This is a genomic window from Mycobacterium sp. NGS48 (assembly GCF_059812585.1).
Genome location: NZ_JCALCY010000011.1, coordinates 1 through 16,894, shown reverse-complemented (window position 1 = coordinate 16,894; position 16,894 = coordinate 1). Strand labels below are relative to the sequence as shown.

18 protein-coding genes and 1 pseudogene are annotated in these 16,894 nt (G+C 65.3%); 2 read left to right on the top strand and 17 right to left on the bottom strand.

Annotation, left to right across the window (positions count from 1 at the left end):
• Position 1 precedes the first annotated feature (1 nt).
• The 3 genes and pseudogenes from AC5Y42_RS17825 to AC5Y42_RS17815 form a co-directional block, all read right to left on the bottom strand.
• Positions 2-888: pseudogene (locus tag AC5Y42_RS17825) on the bottom strand (segregation/condensation protein A); the annotation flags it as partial.
• Positions 876-1,739, bottom strand: coding sequence for a ParA family protein (locus tag AC5Y42_RS17820; RefSeq protein ID WP_499899924.1), 864 nt, complete (start codon positions 1,737-1,739; stop codon positions 876-878). The pseudogene AC5Y42_RS17825 and the gene AC5Y42_RS17820, both read right to left, overlap by 13 nt.
• The gene (locus AC5Y42_RS17815) at positions 1,739-1,945 is read right to left on the bottom strand and encodes a hypothetical protein (RefSeq protein WP_499899923.1); all 207 of its coding nucleotides are present in this window, start codon (positions 1,943-1,945) and stop codon (positions 1,739-1,741) included. Before AC5Y42_RS17815 ends, AC5Y42_RS17820 begins: the two co-directional genes overlap by 1 nt.
• On the opposite strand from AC5Y42_RS17815, the gene AC5Y42_RS17810 reads away from it, so the two are divergent.
• Positions 1,944-2,696 carry an O-methyltransferase gene (locus tag AC5Y42_RS17810; RefSeq protein ID WP_499899922.1) on the top strand — a complete coding sequence of 251 codons (753 nt, stop codon included), beginning with the start codon at positions 1,944-1,946 and terminating at the stop codon, positions 2,694-2,696. The two genes, AC5Y42_RS17815 and AC5Y42_RS17810, sit on opposite strands and share 2 nt — an antisense overlap.
• Positions 2,697-2,771: 75 nt before the next feature.
• Here AC5Y42_RS17810 and xerD read toward each other — a convergent pair whose 3' ends face one another.
• The 14 genes from xerD to AC5Y42_RS17740 all read right to left on the bottom strand — a co-directional run bounded on the left by xerD (position 2,772) and on the right by AC5Y42_RS17740 (position 16,185).
• Positions 2,772-3,698 carry a site-specific tyrosine recombinase XerD gene (gene xerD / locus AC5Y42_RS17805; protein WP_499899992.1) on the bottom strand — a complete coding sequence of 309 codons (927 nt, stop codon included), beginning with the start codon at positions 3,696-3,698 and terminating at the stop codon, positions 2,772-2,774.
• Positions 3,699-3,718: 20 nt separating this feature from the next.
• On the bottom strand, positions 3,719-4,342 hold the full coding sequence (locus AC5Y42_RS17800; protein WP_499899921.1) for an NUDIX domain-containing protein: 624 nt from the start codon (positions 4,340-4,342) through the stop codon (positions 3,719-3,721).
• Positions 4,335-6,092: a CTP synthase gene (gene pyrG, locus AC5Y42_RS17795; RefSeq protein ID WP_499899920.1), complete on the bottom strand. Its 1,758-nt coding sequence runs from the start codon at positions 6,090-6,092 to the stop codon at positions 4,335-4,337. The genes AC5Y42_RS17800 and pyrG overlap by 8 nt, the downstream gene beginning before the upstream one ends.
• A gap of 139 nt (positions 6,093-6,231) precedes the next feature.
• Positions 6,232-7,173 (bottom strand): copper transporter, encoded by a 942-nt coding sequence (locus AC5Y42_RS17790; protein WP_499899919.1) that lies wholly within the window; start codon positions 7,171-7,173, stop codon positions 6,232-6,234.
• A 4-nt stretch (positions 7,174-7,177) separates the two neighbouring features.
• The gene (gene steA, locus AC5Y42_RS17785; RefSeq protein WP_499899918.1) at positions 7,178-8,362 is read right to left on the bottom strand and encodes a putative cytokinetic ring protein SteA; all 1,185 of its coding nucleotides are present in this window, start codon (positions 8,360-8,362) and stop codon (positions 7,178-7,180) included.
• A gap of 103 nt (positions 8,363-8,465) precedes the next feature.
• Entirely contained in the window at positions 8,466-10,241 is a 1,776-nt protein-coding gene (gene recN / locus AC5Y42_RS17780; RefSeq protein ID WP_499899917.1) for a DNA repair protein RecN, read from the bottom strand.
• Positions 10,242-10,243: 2 nt separating this feature from the next.
• Positions 10,244-11,167 (bottom strand): NAD kinase, encoded by a 924-nt coding sequence (locus AC5Y42_RS17775; RefSeq protein ID WP_499899916.1) that lies wholly within the window; start codon positions 11,165-11,167, stop codon positions 10,244-10,246.
• On the bottom strand, positions 11,164-11,973 hold the full coding sequence (locus AC5Y42_RS17770; protein ID WP_499899915.1) for a TlyA family RNA methyltransferase: 810 nt from the start codon (positions 11,971-11,973) through the stop codon (positions 11,164-11,166). Before AC5Y42_RS17770 ends, AC5Y42_RS17775 begins: the two co-directional genes overlap by 4 nt.
• Positions 11,974-11,980: 7 nt before the next feature.
• Positions 11,981-12,157, bottom strand: coding sequence for a hypothetical protein (locus AC5Y42_RS17765; RefSeq protein ID WP_499899914.1), 177 nt, complete (start codon positions 12,155-12,157; stop codon positions 11,981-11,983).
• A 22-nt stretch (positions 12,158-12,179) separates the two neighbouring features.
• Positions 12,180-13,184: an HAD-IIA family hydrolase gene (locus AC5Y42_RS17760; RefSeq protein WP_499899913.1), complete on the bottom strand. Its 1,005-nt coding sequence runs from the start codon at positions 13,182-13,184 to the stop codon at positions 12,180-12,182.
• A gap of 1 nt (position 13,185) precedes the next feature.
• Positions 13,186-14,016, bottom strand: coding sequence for a tetratricopeptide repeat protein (locus tag AC5Y42_RS17755; RefSeq protein WP_499899912.1), 831 nt, complete (start codon positions 14,014-14,016; stop codon positions 13,186-13,188).
• A 90-nt stretch (positions 14,017-14,106) separates the two neighbouring features.
• Positions 14,107-14,973 carry an alpha/beta hydrolase gene (locus AC5Y42_RS17750; protein ID WP_499899911.1) on the bottom strand — a complete coding sequence of 289 codons (867 nt, stop codon included), beginning with the start codon at positions 14,971-14,973 and terminating at the stop codon, positions 14,107-14,109.
• 208 nt (positions 14,974-15,181) lie between these two features.
• Positions 15,182-15,646, bottom strand: a complete 465-nt coding sequence (locus AC5Y42_RS17745) for a hypothetical protein (protein WP_499899910.1) — start codon at positions 15,644-15,646, stop codon at positions 15,182-15,184.
• A gap of 98 nt (positions 15,647-15,744) precedes the next feature.
• Positions 15,745-16,185 (bottom strand): nitroreductase/quinone reductase family protein, encoded by a 441-nt coding sequence (locus AC5Y42_RS17740; protein ID WP_499899909.1) that lies wholly within the window; start codon positions 16,183-16,185, stop codon positions 15,745-15,747.
• Between the two features lie 198 nt (positions 16,186-16,383).
• On the opposite strand from AC5Y42_RS17740, the gene AC5Y42_RS17735 reads away from it, so the two are divergent.
• Positions 16,384-16,872, top strand: coding sequence for a MarR family winged helix-turn-helix transcriptional regulator (locus AC5Y42_RS17735; protein ID WP_499899908.1), 489 nt, complete (start codon positions 16,384-16,386; stop codon positions 16,870-16,872).
• Positions 16,873-16,894 lie beyond the last annotated feature (22 nt).

Below are 16,894 nucleotides of genomic sequence, written 5' to 3'. Positions count from 1 at the left end.
ATAGGCGCCGCTCCTCCTCATCGCTGCGCTCTGCATCGTCGCCGGCGCGGATGCCCAGGTCGGGATCGCGCGCTTCTTCGGTCATCAGTCTTCCAAGTCGTCGGTGGTCGGCCGTTCTCCGGTCCACGAAACCTGGAGCACACCAAGCGGTTCTGACTGGTCGAATGCTACCGCCCGGGCCCGATACAGTTCGAGCAGCGCCAAGAACCGGCCGACGATCTCGATCGGCACCTGGCAATCGGCGACCAGTTCGGAAAACGACGCCCACTGCCCCGTCCCCCGCGCTGCCAGCAGCGACAACAGCCGTTCGGCCTGTTGCGGCACCGACACCATCAGTTCGTGCAGATGCTCGGTGGCCACGGTCGGCACCGGCCGCGGGGTGAAAGCGGTCGCGGCGATCTCGGCAAACCGCTCAGCGTCGACGCCGAGCATCACCTCGGGCAGCAGACCTTCGAATCGATCCTCCAGCGACACCGCCCGCGGATAGCTGCGCAGCGCCGCAGCCTCCAACTCGGCGAACATCTCCGCCACATGCTTGAACGCCCGATATTGCAGCAGCCGGGCGAACAGCAGGTCGCGCACCTCCAACAGCGCCAGGTCTTCCTCGTCGTCGATCTGACCCGACGGGAGCAGCCGCGCGGCTTTGAGGTCGAGCAGCGTGGCCGCAATGACCAAAAACGCCGTCGTCTCCTCTAGCCCCAGTTGCGGGCCGATCTCGCGGGTATAGGCGATGAAGTCATCGGTGACCTGGTGTAGCGCTACCTCGGTGACGTCGAGGCGGTGCGCGAAAATCAACTGCAGCAGCAGGTCGAACGGCCCCTCAAAATTGGTCAGCCTGACCTGGAAGCCGTTCTGGGTAGCGGTGTCGGTACTCGTCACGCGCCGAATCGGTCGATGACCTCGCGGGCCAACGCGCGGTAGGCCTGCGCGCCGCCCGATTTGGGCGCCCAGGACGTGATCGGTTCGCCGGCGACGCTGGTCTCCGGGAAGCGGACGGTTCGGGTGATCACCGTGTCGAACACCAGGTCACCGAAGCGCTCCAGCACCCGGGCCATCACCTCGCGGGAGTTCACCGTGCGCGGGTCGTAGCGGGTGATCAGGATGCCGCTGATCTCCAATTTCGGGTTGAGCCGGTCGCGGACCTTTTCGACGGTGTCGGTCAGCAGCGCAAGCCCGCGCAGCGAGAAGTATTCGCACTCGGTCGGAATGATCACCCCGTCCGAGCAGGCCAGACCGTTGACGGTGAGCAGGCCCAGCGACGGTTGGCAGTCAACGAGGACATAGTCGTAGCGGTCCAGCACCGGATGCAGCGCGCGGCCCAGCGACTGCTCGCGGCCAACCTCGTTGACCAACTGGATCTCGGCGGCGGACAGATCGATGTTGGACGGCACCAGGTCCATGGTTTTCACGCGGGTGTGGATCAGCACGTCGTCGATCGACACACGGGGCTCGACCAGCAGGTTGTGGACGGTGCGCTCCAACTCGTAATGCGGCACACCCAAACCCGCCGACAGCGCACCTTGCGGGTCGAGATCCACCAGCAGCACCCGGCGGCCGTACTCGGCGAGCGCCGCGCCGAGGTTGATCGTCGACGTGGTCTTGCCCACACCGCCCTTCTGGTTGCACATCGCGACCACCTTGGCCGGGCCGTGCGAGGTCCGTGGCCTGGGCTCAGGAATCGCCCGCGGCGGGCGACCGGTCAGGCCGACCTCCGGGGTGCTGTCGGTGTTGTCGGTCATCAGCGCCGCTCCTCGATCCCGGCTACGCCGGCCCCCTCGTCGTCGGCGCGGGTCATGCCCGGCCGCTGCTCGGCACGCACCACCGAAGGGTGCGCGGCGTTCGGGTAATGGCGGACATCGGGGGAAAGTGTAGCCGTTTTGCGCGGCTGTGCCGGGAGACTTGCAGGCGAGGTAACCAGCCGATACGCGACTATGGTGTCGGTCATGAGTCTGAAGCAACGCATCCCGTTTCTGCGGTGGTCGGTCTGGCGGATGGCAACCGGGGCCCGCAACATCACCACGACGGGTCAGATCGGCGACGGACGGGAGGCCGCAGCCGTCGACTACGTCCTGCAGAACGCCCGTGCCGGCGACGTCGACGATGTGCTGGCTACCATCGATCGCTTCGCCTACGAGAAGTCGATGCTGATCAATGTCGGCGACGAGAAGGGTGCGCTGCTTGACGCCGCGGTCCGGCGGGCCGACCCGAAGCTGGCCCTGGAGCTGGGCACTTACTGTGGCTACGGCGCGCTGCGGATCGCCCGGGCCGCCCCGACCGCCAAGGTCTACTCGGTCGAGCTGGCCGAGGCCAACGCAGACAATGCTCGGCAGATCTGGGCGCACGCCGGCGTCGCGGACCGAGTGACGTGTGTGGTCGGCACGATCGGCGATGGCGGACGCACCTTGGAGGCGCTGGCCGACGACTACGGCTTTACCGCCGGCGCGGTGGACTTCGTCTTCCTCGACCACGACAAGGACGCCTACCTGACCGACCTGCAGAGCATTCTCGACCGCGGCTGGCTGCATACCGGCTCGATCGTGGTGGCCGACAACGTGAAGATGCCCGGCGCCCCGAAGTACCGCGAGTACATGCGCCGTCAGCAGGGCACGCTGTGGAACACCACCGAACACAAGGCGCACGCCGAGTACCAGACCCTGATCGCGGACCTGGTGCTGGAGTCGGAGTACCTGGGATAGCTCGTCGAACGTCGACTTGTCGTCAAAACCTGGGCGAATCTGCCCAACAAGTCGACGTTCGGCGCAGTGGCGGGGTTAATGCGCGCGGGGGTGGGCGCCGGCCCACACTTCGCGCAGCGCGTGCACGGTGACCAGCGTGTAGATCTGCGTCGTCGTCACCGAGGCGTGGCCCAACAACTCCTGCACCACCCGCACATCGGCGCCGCCGTCCAGCAGGTGCGTCGCAAACGAGTGCCGCAGCGTGTGCGGTGACACCCCCGACGTGATCCCGGCGCGTTCGGCCGCGTCCTGAAGGACCTGCCAGGCGCTTTGGCGGGATAACCGGCCACCGCGCGCGTTGAGGAAAATTGCCGGTGTGCCACGACCGCGGCGCGCCAGATCCGGTCGGCCCCGCACCAAATACGCGTCCAGCGCCTGCACCGCGGGCCGCCCAACCGGCACCAGCCGCTGCTTGCCGCCTTTGCCGCGCAGCAGCACCGAGCGGTCATGGACGTCGACGTCGTCGACGTCGAGTCCGACAGCTTCAGAGATTCGCGCTCCGGTCGAGTACAGCAGTTCCAGCAGAGCGCGGTTGCGCAGGGCCAGCGGCCCGTCCGACGGGCTGTCGCCGCCGGCACCGGCCAGCAGGGCCAGCACCTCGTCGAGAGTCAGGCTTTTGGGCAGCCGACGCCCCGGGGTGGGCGGCTTGACGGCGCGTGACACGTCGAGTTCGGCCAGCCCCTCGGCGGCGGCAAACCGGTGCAGGCCGCGCACCGCGACCAACGTCCGAGCCGCCGATACCGCCGACAGCGGCAACACGCCCGTCTCCGGGTTTCCGCGGCGCAGTGCCACCAGGAACTCGGTGACATCGTTTTCGCCGACGCTGCCCAGATCGTCAATGCCGCGTAGCGCGAGGTACTCCGAGTAGCGGCGCAGGTCGCGGCGATACGAACTCAGCGTGTTGGCCGCCACGCCCCGCTCGATGGTCAGATGATCCAAATATCCCTGCAACTGGGCCTGCAACGGCGGCGGCGCCAGCGTGGTCACCGGGTGGCCTGCCGTTTGGCGAACGCCGTCGGCTTGTCGATCCACGGCGCGTCTACCGTCCGCGGCTGGGCAACGCCTTGGCGTACTGCGTGCGCCGCCAAAATGCCCGCCACGGCAATGGAATTCACGATCTCACCGGCAAACACCCGGCTGACGGCATCACTGAGGGAATACCAGTGCACGGTCATGTCGGCTTCTTCGTCATGCGCGTCGGGTCTGTCCACCTGCGTCAACCCGGTCGCCAGGTAGACGCGCACCGATTCGTCGCTGAAGCCGGGGGTGGTATCCAAGTCCACCAACACCTGCCAGTTCTCTGCTTGTAGGCCCGCCTCCTCCCGCAGTTCTCGGGCGGCGGTGTGCTGCGCGGCCTCGCCGTTGACATCGAGCAGCCCGGCCGGCAGCTCCCATAACCGTCGCCCGAATGCGTGCCGGTATTGATACACCATCGGGAGGTTGCCGTCGTCGTCCATCGCGACGATGGCAACCGCACCGTAGTGCTCGACGACTTCGCGGGCGGCGATTTTGCCGCCGGGCATCCGGACATGGTCGGTGCGGAGTGCGAAGATCTTTCCGGTATGCAGGGTTTCGGACGACGTGGTCTCGAAAACGTGCTCAGCCACGGGCGGCAGGCTCGGGCTCGGGGTGAGTAGCCGTGGAACCGTCGCGGTGGTCATTGCCGTTCGCCCGATGCTCCGGAATCTCAACGGGTAGTCGTTCGGCGGCCTTGTAGTCGATGGCGGCGCCGACAAACGCGGCGAACAGCGGGTGCGGCCGGGTGGGTCGGCTCTTCAACTCTGGATGCGCTTGAGTACCGACAACGAATGGGTGCATGTCCGGCGGGTATTCGACGAATTCCACCAAGTGCCCGTCGGGGGAAGTTCCGGAGAACCGCAGGCCGCTCTTGGCGATCTGATCCCGGTAGGCGTTGTTGACCTCGTAGCGGTGCCGATGCCGCTCCGATACCTGCGTCGATTGGTAGGCTTGGGCGACAATGGAATTCGGTTCCAGTACCGCGGGGTAAGCCCCCAGCCGCATGGTGCCGCCCAGATCTGCTTCGCCGGCCACGATCTGCTCCTGGTCGGCCATAGTCGAGATGACCGGATCCGGGGTGGCCGGGTCGAATTCGGCGGAGTCGGCTTGGGCCAGGCCCGCTGAGCGCGCAGCCTCGATCACGATGCACTGCAACCCAAGACACAGCCCTAACACCGGGAGACCCCTGGTCCGCGCATAGTGGATGGCACCGATCTTGCCTTCGATGCCGCGGATACCGAACCCGCCCGGTATCAGCACACCGTCGACTTCGCTGAGCGCCGCTGCCGCACCGGTTGCGGTTTGGCAATCGTCGGATGCGACCCAGCGCATCTCGACCTTGGCGTGATGCTTGAATCCACCTGCGCGCAGCGCCTCGGTGACCGACAGGTAGGCATCGGAGAGATCGACGTACTTGCCGACCAACGCGATTCGCACCGTCTCCTGCGGTTCATGCACCCGGCGAAGCAGGTCGTCCCATTCTGTCCAGTCGACATCGCGGAACGGCAGGTTGAGCCGGCGCACCACGTATGCGTCGAGTTCCTCGCGGTGCAAAACCTTCGGAATGTCGTAGATCGACGGCGCATCAGGAGTGGAGATGACGCCGTCGATGTCGACGTCGCACATCAGCGCGATCTTGTTCTTCAGCGATTCGGGAACGTCGCGATCGCAGCGCAGGATCAACGCGTCGGGCGTGATACCGATGCTGCGCAGCGCCGCGACCGAGTGCTGGGTCGGCTTGGTCTTCAATTCACCCGATGGCGCCAGGTAGGGCACCAGTGACACGTGCAGGAAGAAGACGTTCTCCCGGCCGAGATCGTGGCGTACCTGTCGGGCTGCCTCCAGAAAGGGTTGCGACTCGATATCGCCCACCGTGCCGCCGATTTCGGTGATCACCACATCTGGGCGCTTACCGTCGGCGTCCGGCTCGGCCATTGCCAGGATGCGGCTCTTGATCTCGTCGGTGATGTGCGGAATCACCTGCACGGTGTCGCCCAGATACTCGCCGCGGCGTTCTTTGGCGATCACCGTCGAATACACCTGGCCGGTAGTGACATTCGCCGAGCCAGACAGGTCCCGGTCCAGGAACCGCTCGTAGTGACCGACGTCGAGGTCGGTTTCGGCGCCGTCCTCGGTCACGAAGACCTCACCGTGCTGGAACGGGTTCATGGTGCCCGGGTCGACGTTGAGGTAGGGGTCGAGCTTCTGCATTGTCACCTGCAACCCGCGCGCCGTCAGCAATTGGCCCAAGCTGCTGGCGGTCAAGCCCTTGCCGAGCGAGGAAGCGACGCCGCCGCTGACAAAGAGGTGCTTGGTGGCGGTTTGCGGATGCCTACGCAATAGAGCGACCTCCGTGAAGACGGCGCAGGGCCTTCTCTTTTAGGCTGGTTTCCAGCCTGTGTTGCGCCTGCCGACCCACGGAACCCCACCCTAACACCCACACCGTCGAGCGGTTGCTAACACGCCCGGCGAGAGGCGCCTACTGCGCGATGGTCAGCGAGGTGGCGCCGTGACCGATGCCGTATTGACCAGTTCGCCCCCCGTCGAGCAGGTCATGCAGACCCAGGATCGCGGTGATCCGGCCGGAGACGGCGTCCACATCGTCAACGGTGCTGATCGCCGATGCCATGGCCGTATCGGCGCGTGCCACCGCCACGGCGGCCGTACCCACCGAGCAGCCGTCGCGGCCGGCCAGCAGCACGCCCGAGCCGTGTGGTGCGAGCGCCGATGAAAACCGCGCCACGCTCACTCCCTGGTTGCCGGCGTCGTCGCCGAGGGCACCGCCGGAGACCACCAACGCAGCGTTCGCCGCACCGACGTGCTGGTCACCGTAGGCGATGAATCCGGTGTCGCGCAGCGCCGCCAGCACGGTGTCACGCTGAGCGTCGTCGACGGTCGGAACGGCCGGATCCCGGCTGATCAGCAATGCGATCCCCAGCAGGTCGCCCGCCTGCGAACCCTGGTCAACCAGCTTGGTGCTCAACTGCGCACCCGCCGGCACGATCGACGAGTTGACCACCGACCGCAGTTTCTCCGCGGAATTGGCGTCGACGAACTCCTGAGTCAGCGACACCGTGCCTGTGAGCGCTCCCCCCGCCTGTCCGACGAGTTTCGACACCGCATCGACGTCGTCGTCGGTGGCGTCCGGAGTGCGGAAGACGATGATCGACTTACCATCAAGCGCGTCGTGCACCATCCGTCCGGCCATTTGCGCATCGAAGTTATTTGCCGCACTGAGCTTTTCGTTGAGTGCGTTCTTCTGGTCGTTGAGCGCATTGATCTGCGAATGTAGGTCTCGCTTCTCGTCACGCAGCCCGGACAGCAACGTGTCGGACAGCAAGCCAGAACCCAAGACGACACCGACCGCAAGGGCCAAAAATACCGCAGCCAGCGAAATCGCGTGTTGGCGTAGGGAAATCACGGTTCTATGTGATCCAGCTCTGCACCCACAGCGAGAAGCGGTTCCAGTAGTCCACGATCCAGTGCATCACCATCGCGTCGGTGCGTGAGACCCACAGCACGATGATGACCGCGATCAGCATCGACAGGATCAAAAAGGCGATGGCCCCGGCCGAAACGCGGTTGCGGTACAAGGTGGAAACCGCCTTGGCATCGACCAGCTTCTCTCCCACCCTCAGCCGGGTCAGAAATGTCGACGGGTTGCTGTGTTGACGGGTCCGGTCGAAGAACGTTTCGATGTTGGCGGTATGCCCGGCGGTGACCAGCAGCGCGGCGCCATGATGGTCGGCCAACAGCAGCGCCAGATCGGTGGACGAGCCGGCGGCTGGAAAGGTCATCGCACCGACACCGAGATCCTGGATCCGCTCCAGGCCGGGAGCATGGCCGTCGGCGTCGGCGGGCAATACCACCTGCGCGCCGCACTTGAGCACTTCGGTGCTGAGCTCGCTGGGGTCACCGACGATGATCTGCGGGCGATATCCGCCTCTGCGCAGTACATCGGCGCCGGTGCCGACACCGATCAAAACTGGTTGGTACTCCTTGATGAACGGCTTAAGGCGCTTGAGGTCATCCTCGGCGTGTGCTTCGTCGGCGACCACCACCACATGGCGGCGGCGTAGGTCGACGTCGATGTCGGGAATACCGATCCCGTCGATCAGCAGCGGACTTTCACTTCGGATGAATTCAATCGTGTTGCCGGCGAACGCTTCCAGATGCGCGACCAGGCCGCTCTTGGCTTCCTGCATCAAGTCGGCGATGTCGTGGTCGGTGCGCTCGGTGCCGAGGATGAGTCGGCGATCACCCGAGTACACGCCGCCGTTGTGCAGCCGGACCTTGGCGCCGTCTTTGACCTTCTTGAAAACCTCCGGCCCGGTCTCGTCGATCAGTGTCACGCCGTTGGCCACCAACACCTCTGGTCCCAGATTGGGGTAGCGGCCGGAGACCGACGGGGATGCGTTGACGACGGCGGCGATCTCGGCGTCGACAAGTGCGTCGGCGGTGATCCGGTCCAGATCAAGCACATCGAGGATAACGATGTCACCGGGGCATACTCGTCGCAGCAACCGATCGATGTCACGGTCAACCCGGGCAGTGCCGACGACGCCGGGCCGCGGCGATGCATTACGGGACAGAAGAGCAGTCATCCTCATGGGGGCGATTCTGTCGGTGAACTAGCGCCGCGACGAGGAGGCGCGCCGTAACAGCAGCATCAGAAGTTATATCTTTTCACATCTGTCACATGCTGAGAAGCGGTCAGGATGTCGCAATCCGGTCACATTGAGCGGCCTCAAGCAACTCCCGCGCGTGTGCCCGGGCGGTGTCGGTGTCGCCGAGCCCGGCCAGCATCCGGGCCAGTTCACTGACGCGCTCGTCGCCGTCGAGGCGTCGCACACCGCTGGCACCGTCGCGTCCGGTGGGCTCCACCATCAGGTGCACATCGGCGTACGCCGCGACTTGCGGGAGATGTGTCACAACGATCACCTGATGACTGCCGGCCAGCCGGGCCAGCCGCCGGCCGATCTGGACCGCCGCCCGGCCGCCCACTCCGGCGTCGACCTCATCGAAGACCATCGTGGTGCCCGCCGACCGGTTCGATGACGTCGTCAGCACCACCTCCAAGGCGAGCATCACCCGCGACAGCTCACCGCCGGACGCGCTTTTGGCCAGTGGCAGCACGGCCATCCCCCGATGCGCGGCGAACCCGAACTCGACCTGGTCGACGCCGTCACCGCCGGCATGCACCAGCGTTCCGGACGGCAACTTCAACGCAGCCGGGTCGCCGTCGCCGGCGGGCATCGGGGTCACGCTGATGGTGAATTCGGCGTCGGCCATCGCCAAACCGGACAGTTCCGCCGTGACCGCTTTGGCCAATCGCTTGGCGGCCTGGCTGCGCGTCTTGCTGACATCGACTGCGGCATCGCCCAATTGGGCTGCCAATTCGTCGACCCGGCGTTGGAGCCCGTCCAGCGCTTCTTCGGAGATATCCAAGTGCGCCAACCGGTCTCGCGATTCGCGGGCCCACGCCAACACGCCGTCGATGTCTGCGGCGTATTTGCGGGTCAGCGTCCGCAGCTCGGCTTGCCGGGCCAGCTTGGTATCCAGCGCGCTGGCGTCTGCAGGCAGCTCGTTGAGGTAGTCACTGAGCTCCCGAGCGGCGTCGCTGATCACCGTCAATGCCTGTCCCAGTTGATCGGCCAGGCTGCGCAACGCCATGTCGTCGGCGGCTTCCAATGCGGTCTTCGCCCGGCCGAGGCAGTCGGCTGCTGAGATCGGCTGCAGCGCATCGACGTCGTCGGTTGCCCCGGCGAGCGCCGCGCGCGCTGCGGCGGCCGCCTCGCGCAGGGCGTCCAGTTCGGAGAGTCGATTGATGTCGGCGACCAGTGCGTCGTCCTCGCCCGGCGCCGGATCCACCGCGTCGATTTCCTGCAGCGCGAACTTGAGGCGGTCGGCCTCCTGGGTTAACTCACGCGCCCTGCTGCGGCGGTCAGCCAAATCGCGGCGGGCGTTCTGCCATGCGTCGCGCAGTTTGCGGTAGCGCTCGAGGCGAGAGTCGACAGCTGCCGACCGGTCCAGCGCGGCCCGTTGCTCGTCGGGCCGCATCAACCGCAGCTGGTCGTTTTGCCCATGCAGAGTGAGCAGCTCAGTCGTGAAACCGCTCAGCGATTTGGCCGGTACGCTGCGACCGCCCAGATAGGCGCGCGACGGGCCGTCGCGGCTGACCGAGCGCAGTGCGATCACGCTGCCGTCTTCGTCACGTTCTGCGCCCGATGAGTCGAGGATGTCGTCGACGCGCGTAGCTACCGACTCCTCGAGATCTGTTGTGGTGAAACGTCCTTCGACGACGGCCCGCTCTGCTCCCGAGCGCACCCGGTTGGCGTCGGCGCGGGCCCCGCCGAGCAGATGCAGGCCGGTGACCACCATGGTCTTTCCGGTCCCGGTCTCGCCGGTCAGCACCGTCAGGCCGCGACCAAACTCGGCAACGGCAACGCTGATGGCGCCCAGCGAGTCGATCCGAATTTCCGCCAGCACCGCTACTGCCCGCGCCAGCCGGTGACCGGCAGCCGGAACTTGTGCACCAGGCGGTCGGTGAACGGTGCACTGTCCAGCCGCGCCCATTTCACCGCTGTGTCGCAGCGCGTCACCTCGAGCCGACCACCGGCCGGCACCAACATCTCGCGGCGGCCGTCGCAGAACACCAGCGCGTTGTGCCCACTCGCCTCGATTTCGATCGCAACGGTGGCGTCCGGGCTGGTCACCATCGGCCGGGCGAACAGTGCGTGAGCATTGTTGGGCACCACCAGAATTGCCTCCAGGTCCGGCCACAAGACCGGGCCGCCGGCGGAGAAGGCGTACGCGGTGGATCCGGTCGGTGTCGACACCAACACACCGTCGCAGCCGAACGTCGACACCGGCCGGCCGTCGACTTCGACGACCACCCCGAGTACGCCCAGCCGCGGGCCCTTTTCTAGGCTGGCGTCGTTGAGCGCCCATCCGCGATCGATCACCCGCCCTTCGGCGCGTACCGCGACATCCAACGTCAAGCGATGCTCCACCCGGTAGCTGCGAGCCACGACGTGGTCGAGCACGATATCGATGGCCTCGGCTTCGGCCTCGGCCAAAAATCCAATCCGGCCCAGGTTGACGCCCAAGACTGGGATGCACGCGTTGCGTGCCAATTCGGCGGCCCGCAAAAAGGTGCCGTCACCGCCGAGCACCAGCACCAGTTCGCATCCGTCGGCGGCTTGCGGATCAGCGTCGACGACCTCGATGTCGACGCCCAATGCGCGCATATCACCGGGCGCCAGGTGCAGCGATCCCCGATCGACTGCCTCGGCCGACAACACCCGAAGCCCAATACCGTTGTCGCCCAGCACCTTTTCCACCCGGCGAGCGGTCTCGGTGGCTTCTTCACGTCCGGTGTGGACGACCAGCAGCACGGTGCGTTCCTGCATCATTGCGGCCCCTCGCTAACGGCATCGTGCACCGCTTGCACCAGCTCATCGCCCGATAGCGCCGGCCCGGCCTGGGTGCGCAGCCACAGGAAGTACTCGACATTGCCCGACGGGCCGGGCAGCGGGCTGGCGGTGACGCCGGCGGTATGCCATCCCAGCTCGGCGGCGTGACGGGCGACAGCCAGCATCGATCCCGCGCGCAGTTCCGGATCGTGCACCACTCCTCCGGACCCCACCTGACCTTTGCCCACCTCGAACTGTGGCTTCACCATGGGAACGATATCGGCGTCGGGTAAAGCGCATCGCGTCAGTGCGGGCAACACCGTCGTCAACGAGATGAACGACAGGTCAGCCACAATCACATCGACTTGGCCACCGATCACGCTCGGTGACAGGTCCCGGACGTTGGTCCGTTCGACGACGACCACCCGCGGATCCGAGCGCAGCGACCAGGCCAGCTGGCCATACCCGACGTCAGCGGCGACCACCTCGCGCGCACCCCGATCCAGCAGGACTTCGGAGAACCCACCGGTGGACGCGCCGGCATCCAGGCAACGCCGACCCTCGACACTGATCCCGAAAGTATCCAGGGCGCCGATGAGTTTGTGGGCGCCGCGCGACACCCAGGTGCGCGCGCCATCACCGGTGACAGTCAGCGAGGCGGTAGCTGTGACCGCGGTGGCGGCTTTGACCGCCGGCATGCCGTCGATGCTCACCTTGCCCGCGCCGATCAGCTCAGCGGCCTGTTGGCGGGACCGCGCCAGTCCACGCCGAACCAGTTCGACATCAACACGGGCACGCCGTGGCACAGCGCACTCAACCCTTCTCCGCCGACTCCAGGGCACGCACCAACATGTCATGCGCATCGGACAGACGGCGGGCTATTTCGTCGAGATCGGTCTCGGCGAGAGCGTTTTCGCCGTCGCCAGGATCGGGCAGCTCGGCGATCACGGCGTCGATCTGCGCGCGAATCTGGTCGGGTTCGGTACTCATTGCGCTCCTTACGCTAGTCGATTTACACCAGGGAGCAGCGCTGCAGGGCATCGCGGGCGGTCTCGTCAGCGGCCTCGATGGTGAACGGCTGACCGTCGACGTGCGCCTTCCACACCGCGCAGGCGACCGCGCGAACAACCGACAAGCCGTCGTCGGGCTCCGGTTGCGCACAGCTGCTGACTGTTATGGATCCGTCGCCGGTGTCGGCCTGCCAACCCGATTGCGGCGCCACGGCCAGCAGGTCGGCGTCCTGATGCAGCGAACGCAGGTCATGCCCGATGTAGGTGGGCCGCTGCTCGGGTATCGCGTATACGGCATCACGCGCGGAATTGGCGCCGGTGAGCACCATAATGCTGGGCAGCCCGGCCGCGTTGGCCCCGGCGATATCGGTGTCCAACCGGTCACCGACCACCAGCGGGGAACGAAAATCTCCGCGCGCCAACGCATCTTTGATCAACGTGGGTGAGGGCTTGCCGGCTATCTGCGGTTCGGTATCGGTGGCAGTTTTCAACGCGGCCACCATGGACCCATTGCCGGGCAACATCCCGCGCTCCGACGGCAACGTGGGGTCGACGTTGGCTGCCACCCACAGCGCTCCGGCGCGGATGGCCAGTGCGGCCTCGGCGAGATCGGACCAGCCGGTTTCAGTCGAGTGGCCCTGCACCACCGCGTCCGGTTTGTCCTGCCACAGCCGTACCGGCCGTAATCCCACCGCCACGATCTCGTTGGCCAGCGACTCGGTGCCGACGATCAACACGCGGGTGTCGGGGTCCAGTTGTTCGGCCAGCACCCGGGCGGCGCTTTGCGCACTGGTGACGACGGCGTCGCCGGTGGCGTCGAGGCCCAGATCACGTAGGTGTGCGGCCACCTCTTCAGCGCTGCGTGACGCGTTGTTGGTGACGAACAGCTTCCGGCCGGGCACCTTGTCCAGCGACTCGACCGCACCCTCGGTGAGCTGATGGCCGCGAAACACCGTGCCATCCAGATCGAGAAGCAGGCAATCGTATTGCTGCGCAATCGTTCCCACGTCAGCCGAGCTCGCTCACTCGATCTTCGGCGTCGGTGACACCCTCGATATCCGCGGCCGCCGAGCGCAGGAACCATTGCAACGCCTCATCACTGCGCGCGAGGGCCAGCAACGTTTCGGCGTAGGCGTAGAACAACCGCGCCGCGGTCGGTCCGGTGCGGGCGGGATCGAGCTGCGGAGTGGACAGCACCGTCAAGGCCTGTTCGAGCTGGCCGAGGTCTGCGCGGGCGCCGGCAGCGACGATGCGTAGCTCGTCGGCGTCATCGCCACTGAGCTGGGCCGCCTCGGGCCCCCGGGCCAACTCAACCGCCCGCTCTGGCCGGCCCAGGCCGCGCTCACAGTCGGCGATCAGCGGAAGTAACGCAGACTTGCTGCCCATCCGGCGGGCTGCGCGCAGTTCGGCCAGCGCCTGCGCCCAGTCACCACAGTGATAGGCCGCAATTCCGACAGCTTCACGGACGGCGGCGATGCGCCCGGACCGGGCGCGGGCCGCACGGGCATGTTCAAGTGCCGCCTCGGGCTCCTCATCGAGCAACTCACCGGCCGCCACGAGATGACGCGCGACGAAGTCTGCGGTATTGCGGTCCAAAGTGGTGAGCTCGCGGCGGATCTCCGGTGCAAGCTGGCGAGCCTCAATGTCGGCGGACAGCATTGGCCCACTCTGGCCGGTTGGCGCTTCGGTGTCTTTGTCGGGCTGGGTTCGACGAGCGCGTTGTGGCCCCGAACGCCTCGGCGGCTGGGGGCGCTTCTCGTGCCGGTACGGACCTCGTGGGCCACTGCCGTTTCCGCCGCGGGACTGCCGATGCTCGCCACCTGCGCTGTTGCCGACCACTGAAACCCTTCGCTAGAAGCCTCGTGCCAGGATACGGGTCCGCCGCGGGCTGCGCCGATCCGCCAAACGGCTTTCGCGGTCGACGATCAGTCAAGGACACAGTTGGTTGGCCACCCAGTCAACGGTGGTGCGCCGCACTGACTCGCCGTGCACGGTGAACAGCTCGAAATGTGACTGTGGATATGACAGGTACGTCACTTGGCGGACACTGCTGAGGGCCTTGCGCACTCGCACTGGCGGCGTGATGGTGTCGCTTTCAGCCAGAATGATTAACGTCGGCACGGACAGTTTCGCCACGGCTGTGCGGGTAGACCAGCGTGCCAGTTTTAGCAGCGATGCCACGGTGACTTCGTTCCGGTAGGTGGGTGCCCCGGCCGCCATGTCTGAAGCCCACTCATAGGCGCCGTCGGAGTTCATGGCGGCGATCTCGCCGGGACGGCCAGCCACCGGGATGGTGAGGCCCGGGCGGCGGAGGAGTCGGAACGCGGCATCTTTGACCACGGTGGGAACGAGCGTGACGTTCGCGTTGGGAGTCAGGTAGATGAAGGGGATGACTGCCGCGACGGCGCGGATGCGAGAGTCAGTGGCAGCAATCATGAGCGCGTGTCCGCCCGACAAGCTGGTGCCCCACACCCCTATCCGGTCCCGGTCGATGAGCGGGTCGGCAGCAACGATGTCAAGTGCTGCACGAAAGGCGCGCAACTGCTGTGGCGGGTCGACCTCTTGACGGGGCTCTCCCGCGCTCCGACCGAATCCGGGGTAGTCGAATGCCAAAGAGGCGACGCCGCGCTCGGCGAACTCCCGGCTATAGTCCGGGATAATCATCTCTTTGACGCCGGCGAAACCGGGTGCGGTGAGAACGGCCGGCACGCAATGGCCCCGCTTGGAGTCCGGCAATGTCAGCGTTGCAGCGCATTTTATGCCGCTCGCCTCAAACGTCCGTTGCTCGATCTTCATAATTGTTCATCTTCCGAAAGGTCATGTTGAGGCGGCAGGTCAGAATCAAGTAGACGGTGAAAAGCCTTCCAAGCTAACACATCATCATCGCTACACCAGTAGCGTTACCGTAACGGCTCACCATAGAGCTGCACACCGATGGGCTGGAAGCAATTGTCAATAGTTGTGGATTGGGTTCCCAGGGCATGGTCATTGAGCGCGATGCGTTTCACCCCGACTGTGGGGTGTCGGACGTTTGTGTTGGGTGCTGGGGTTGTGTACGGATGAATGCGGTTGTGACGAGGCCGAGCACGATGATGGCGGCAGCGATGTTGCCGACCAGGCTGACGCTGTGTGTCATGGCCTCACGTGCGGCGTCGGCGGCGAAATGTGTTCGTGGTGGTGCAGCAAGACTTTCAATTGCGGCGCCAGCGCTGTCGGGAATGGCATGGGTCAGACCATCGGTTTGCTGCGGTGGGATGTTCTGGTTGCTGAGGGTTGTCTTCAGCGTGGTGCTCAATGTGGTGAAGAACGTCTCCTGAATCCACTGTGCTTGCGCAGAATTGACATTCATATCATCGATGATCGACGGTACGATCACCTTCACGATGGTGGTGTCGACGACGATCAACGCGACCCCGAGAGCGATGGCGATCAGCCCCAGCCAGCGACGCGTTTTCGACGAAATGCTCACAATTAACCCGCTTTAATCAGAGTCCTCGACGGACTGCTTTGATTCCACAACTCGTCGACACGCGCGACAGCGTCGTCGACGACGCAACCAGCTAGCGTTCAGCTTTCGGCGCGTTGAAGTTCGAACACGGGGATCACCCGCGCGGTCTTCGACTGGTAGTTGGCGTAGATGGGCTCCATCGCCGTGACTTTGGGAAACACGGCATCGCGTTCGGTCTGTGGAAGTTCGCGCGCGATGACATCGAAGTCGTGCGTGCCGAGATCGATATGCGCTCGCGGGTGGGCCCGCAGATTGTGCGCCCAGGCGGGATCGACATCAGCGCCGGCCAGAGATGCGACCAGGATCATGACGCCGTCGACGGTCAAGTAGGACAAGGGCACCAGTCGAGTCAAGCCGGACCTTGCGCCTTGGGTTGTCAACAGTAATAAATTTTGACCCGCGAATGGCCCGCCGACCTTGCCGCGGTTGGCGCGAAATTCGTCGATCACGTGCTGGTTGAACGCCCTCTGGGTCGCAGAGTCGGGGATCTCTTCGGTCACTGGAACTCCTTTGGGCGTAATCTGCCAGCACAGCGATTAAGGTCGCTTCGAAACTAAGTATCTTGATTATGAAGGTTAATGCTAGGAGGGGCTTTGTCAAGCGGTCGGGTTGGTCATCGAGGCCCACGTGGAGGTGTCGCTGCTGACAATGCCGGTAAGGCGGCTGCGGACAACTCGGCCGATAGACACGCGCGTTTGATGGAGGAAATGCGCCTGTACGGGACGATCTTCAACCAGTTCAGCCGCCTCTTCGGTAGCTGGATTGGTCTGCACTCCACTGATTCGGAAGCCTTGATGGAGATTGTGCACGCTGAGGAGCGTGACGCCCCGATCTCGCCCGCGCGACTGGGCAATCGCATCGGCCTCAGTTCGGGGGCGACGACCTCGATGGTCAATCGTCTCGAACAGGCAGGGCACGTCAAGCGCAGCCGAGAGAGCACCGACCGCCGGGTGGTGACGCTGCGCAGCAGTACGAATGTGCACGCTCGCGCCGACGAGTTCTTCGCATCGTTGGCAGAGGAACTCGACGCGGCGATGTCGCGCTACTCGTCCGAACAACTCGATAGTTTCGAAGCCGTCTTGATCGACCTACGTACAGCGATGGCCAACCACCTTGCCGAACGTAGTAGTGGACCGCCGCCGCGACCCGCGTCAGACGCAACGGCTAGCGATGGCCCACCAGCTTGACGGACTGGTTGGTGAACTCGGC

Excerpts from the sequence above, each read along its gene's own strand:
- AC5Y42_RS17775 (WP_499899916.1), bottom strand. The coding sequence starts at position 11,167 with ATGATGCAGGAACGCACCGTGCTGCTGGTCGTCCACACCGGACGTGAA.
- AC5Y42_RS17820 (WP_499899924.1), bottom strand. The coding sequence starts at position 1,739 with ATGACCGACAACACCGACAGCACCCCGGAGGTCGGCCTGACCGGTCGC.
- AC5Y42_RS17750 (WP_499899911.1), bottom strand. The coding sequence starts at position 14,973 with ATGAAGATCGAGCAACGGACGTTTGAGGCGAGCGGCATAAAATGCGCT.
- AC5Y42_RS17765 (WP_499899914.1), bottom strand. The coding sequence starts at position 12,157 with ATGAGTACCGAACCCGACCAGATTCGCGCGCAGATCGACGCCGTGATC.
- AC5Y42_RS17735 (WP_499899908.1), top strand. The coding sequence starts at position 16,384 with ATGGAGGAAATGCGCCTGTACGGGACGATCTTCAACCAGTTCAGCCGC.
- AC5Y42_RS17815 (WP_499899923.1), bottom strand. The coding sequence starts at position 1,945 with ATGACCGACACCATAGTCGCGTATCGGCTGGTTACCTCGCCTGCAAGT.
- steA (WP_499899918.1), bottom strand. The coding sequence starts at position 8,362 with ATGAGGATGACTGCTCTTCTGTCCCGTAATGCATCGCCGCGGCCCGGC.
- AC5Y42_RS17810 (WP_499899922.1), top strand. The coding sequence starts at position 1,944 with ATGAGTCTGAAGCAACGCATCCCGTTTCTGCGGTGGTCGGTCTGGCGG.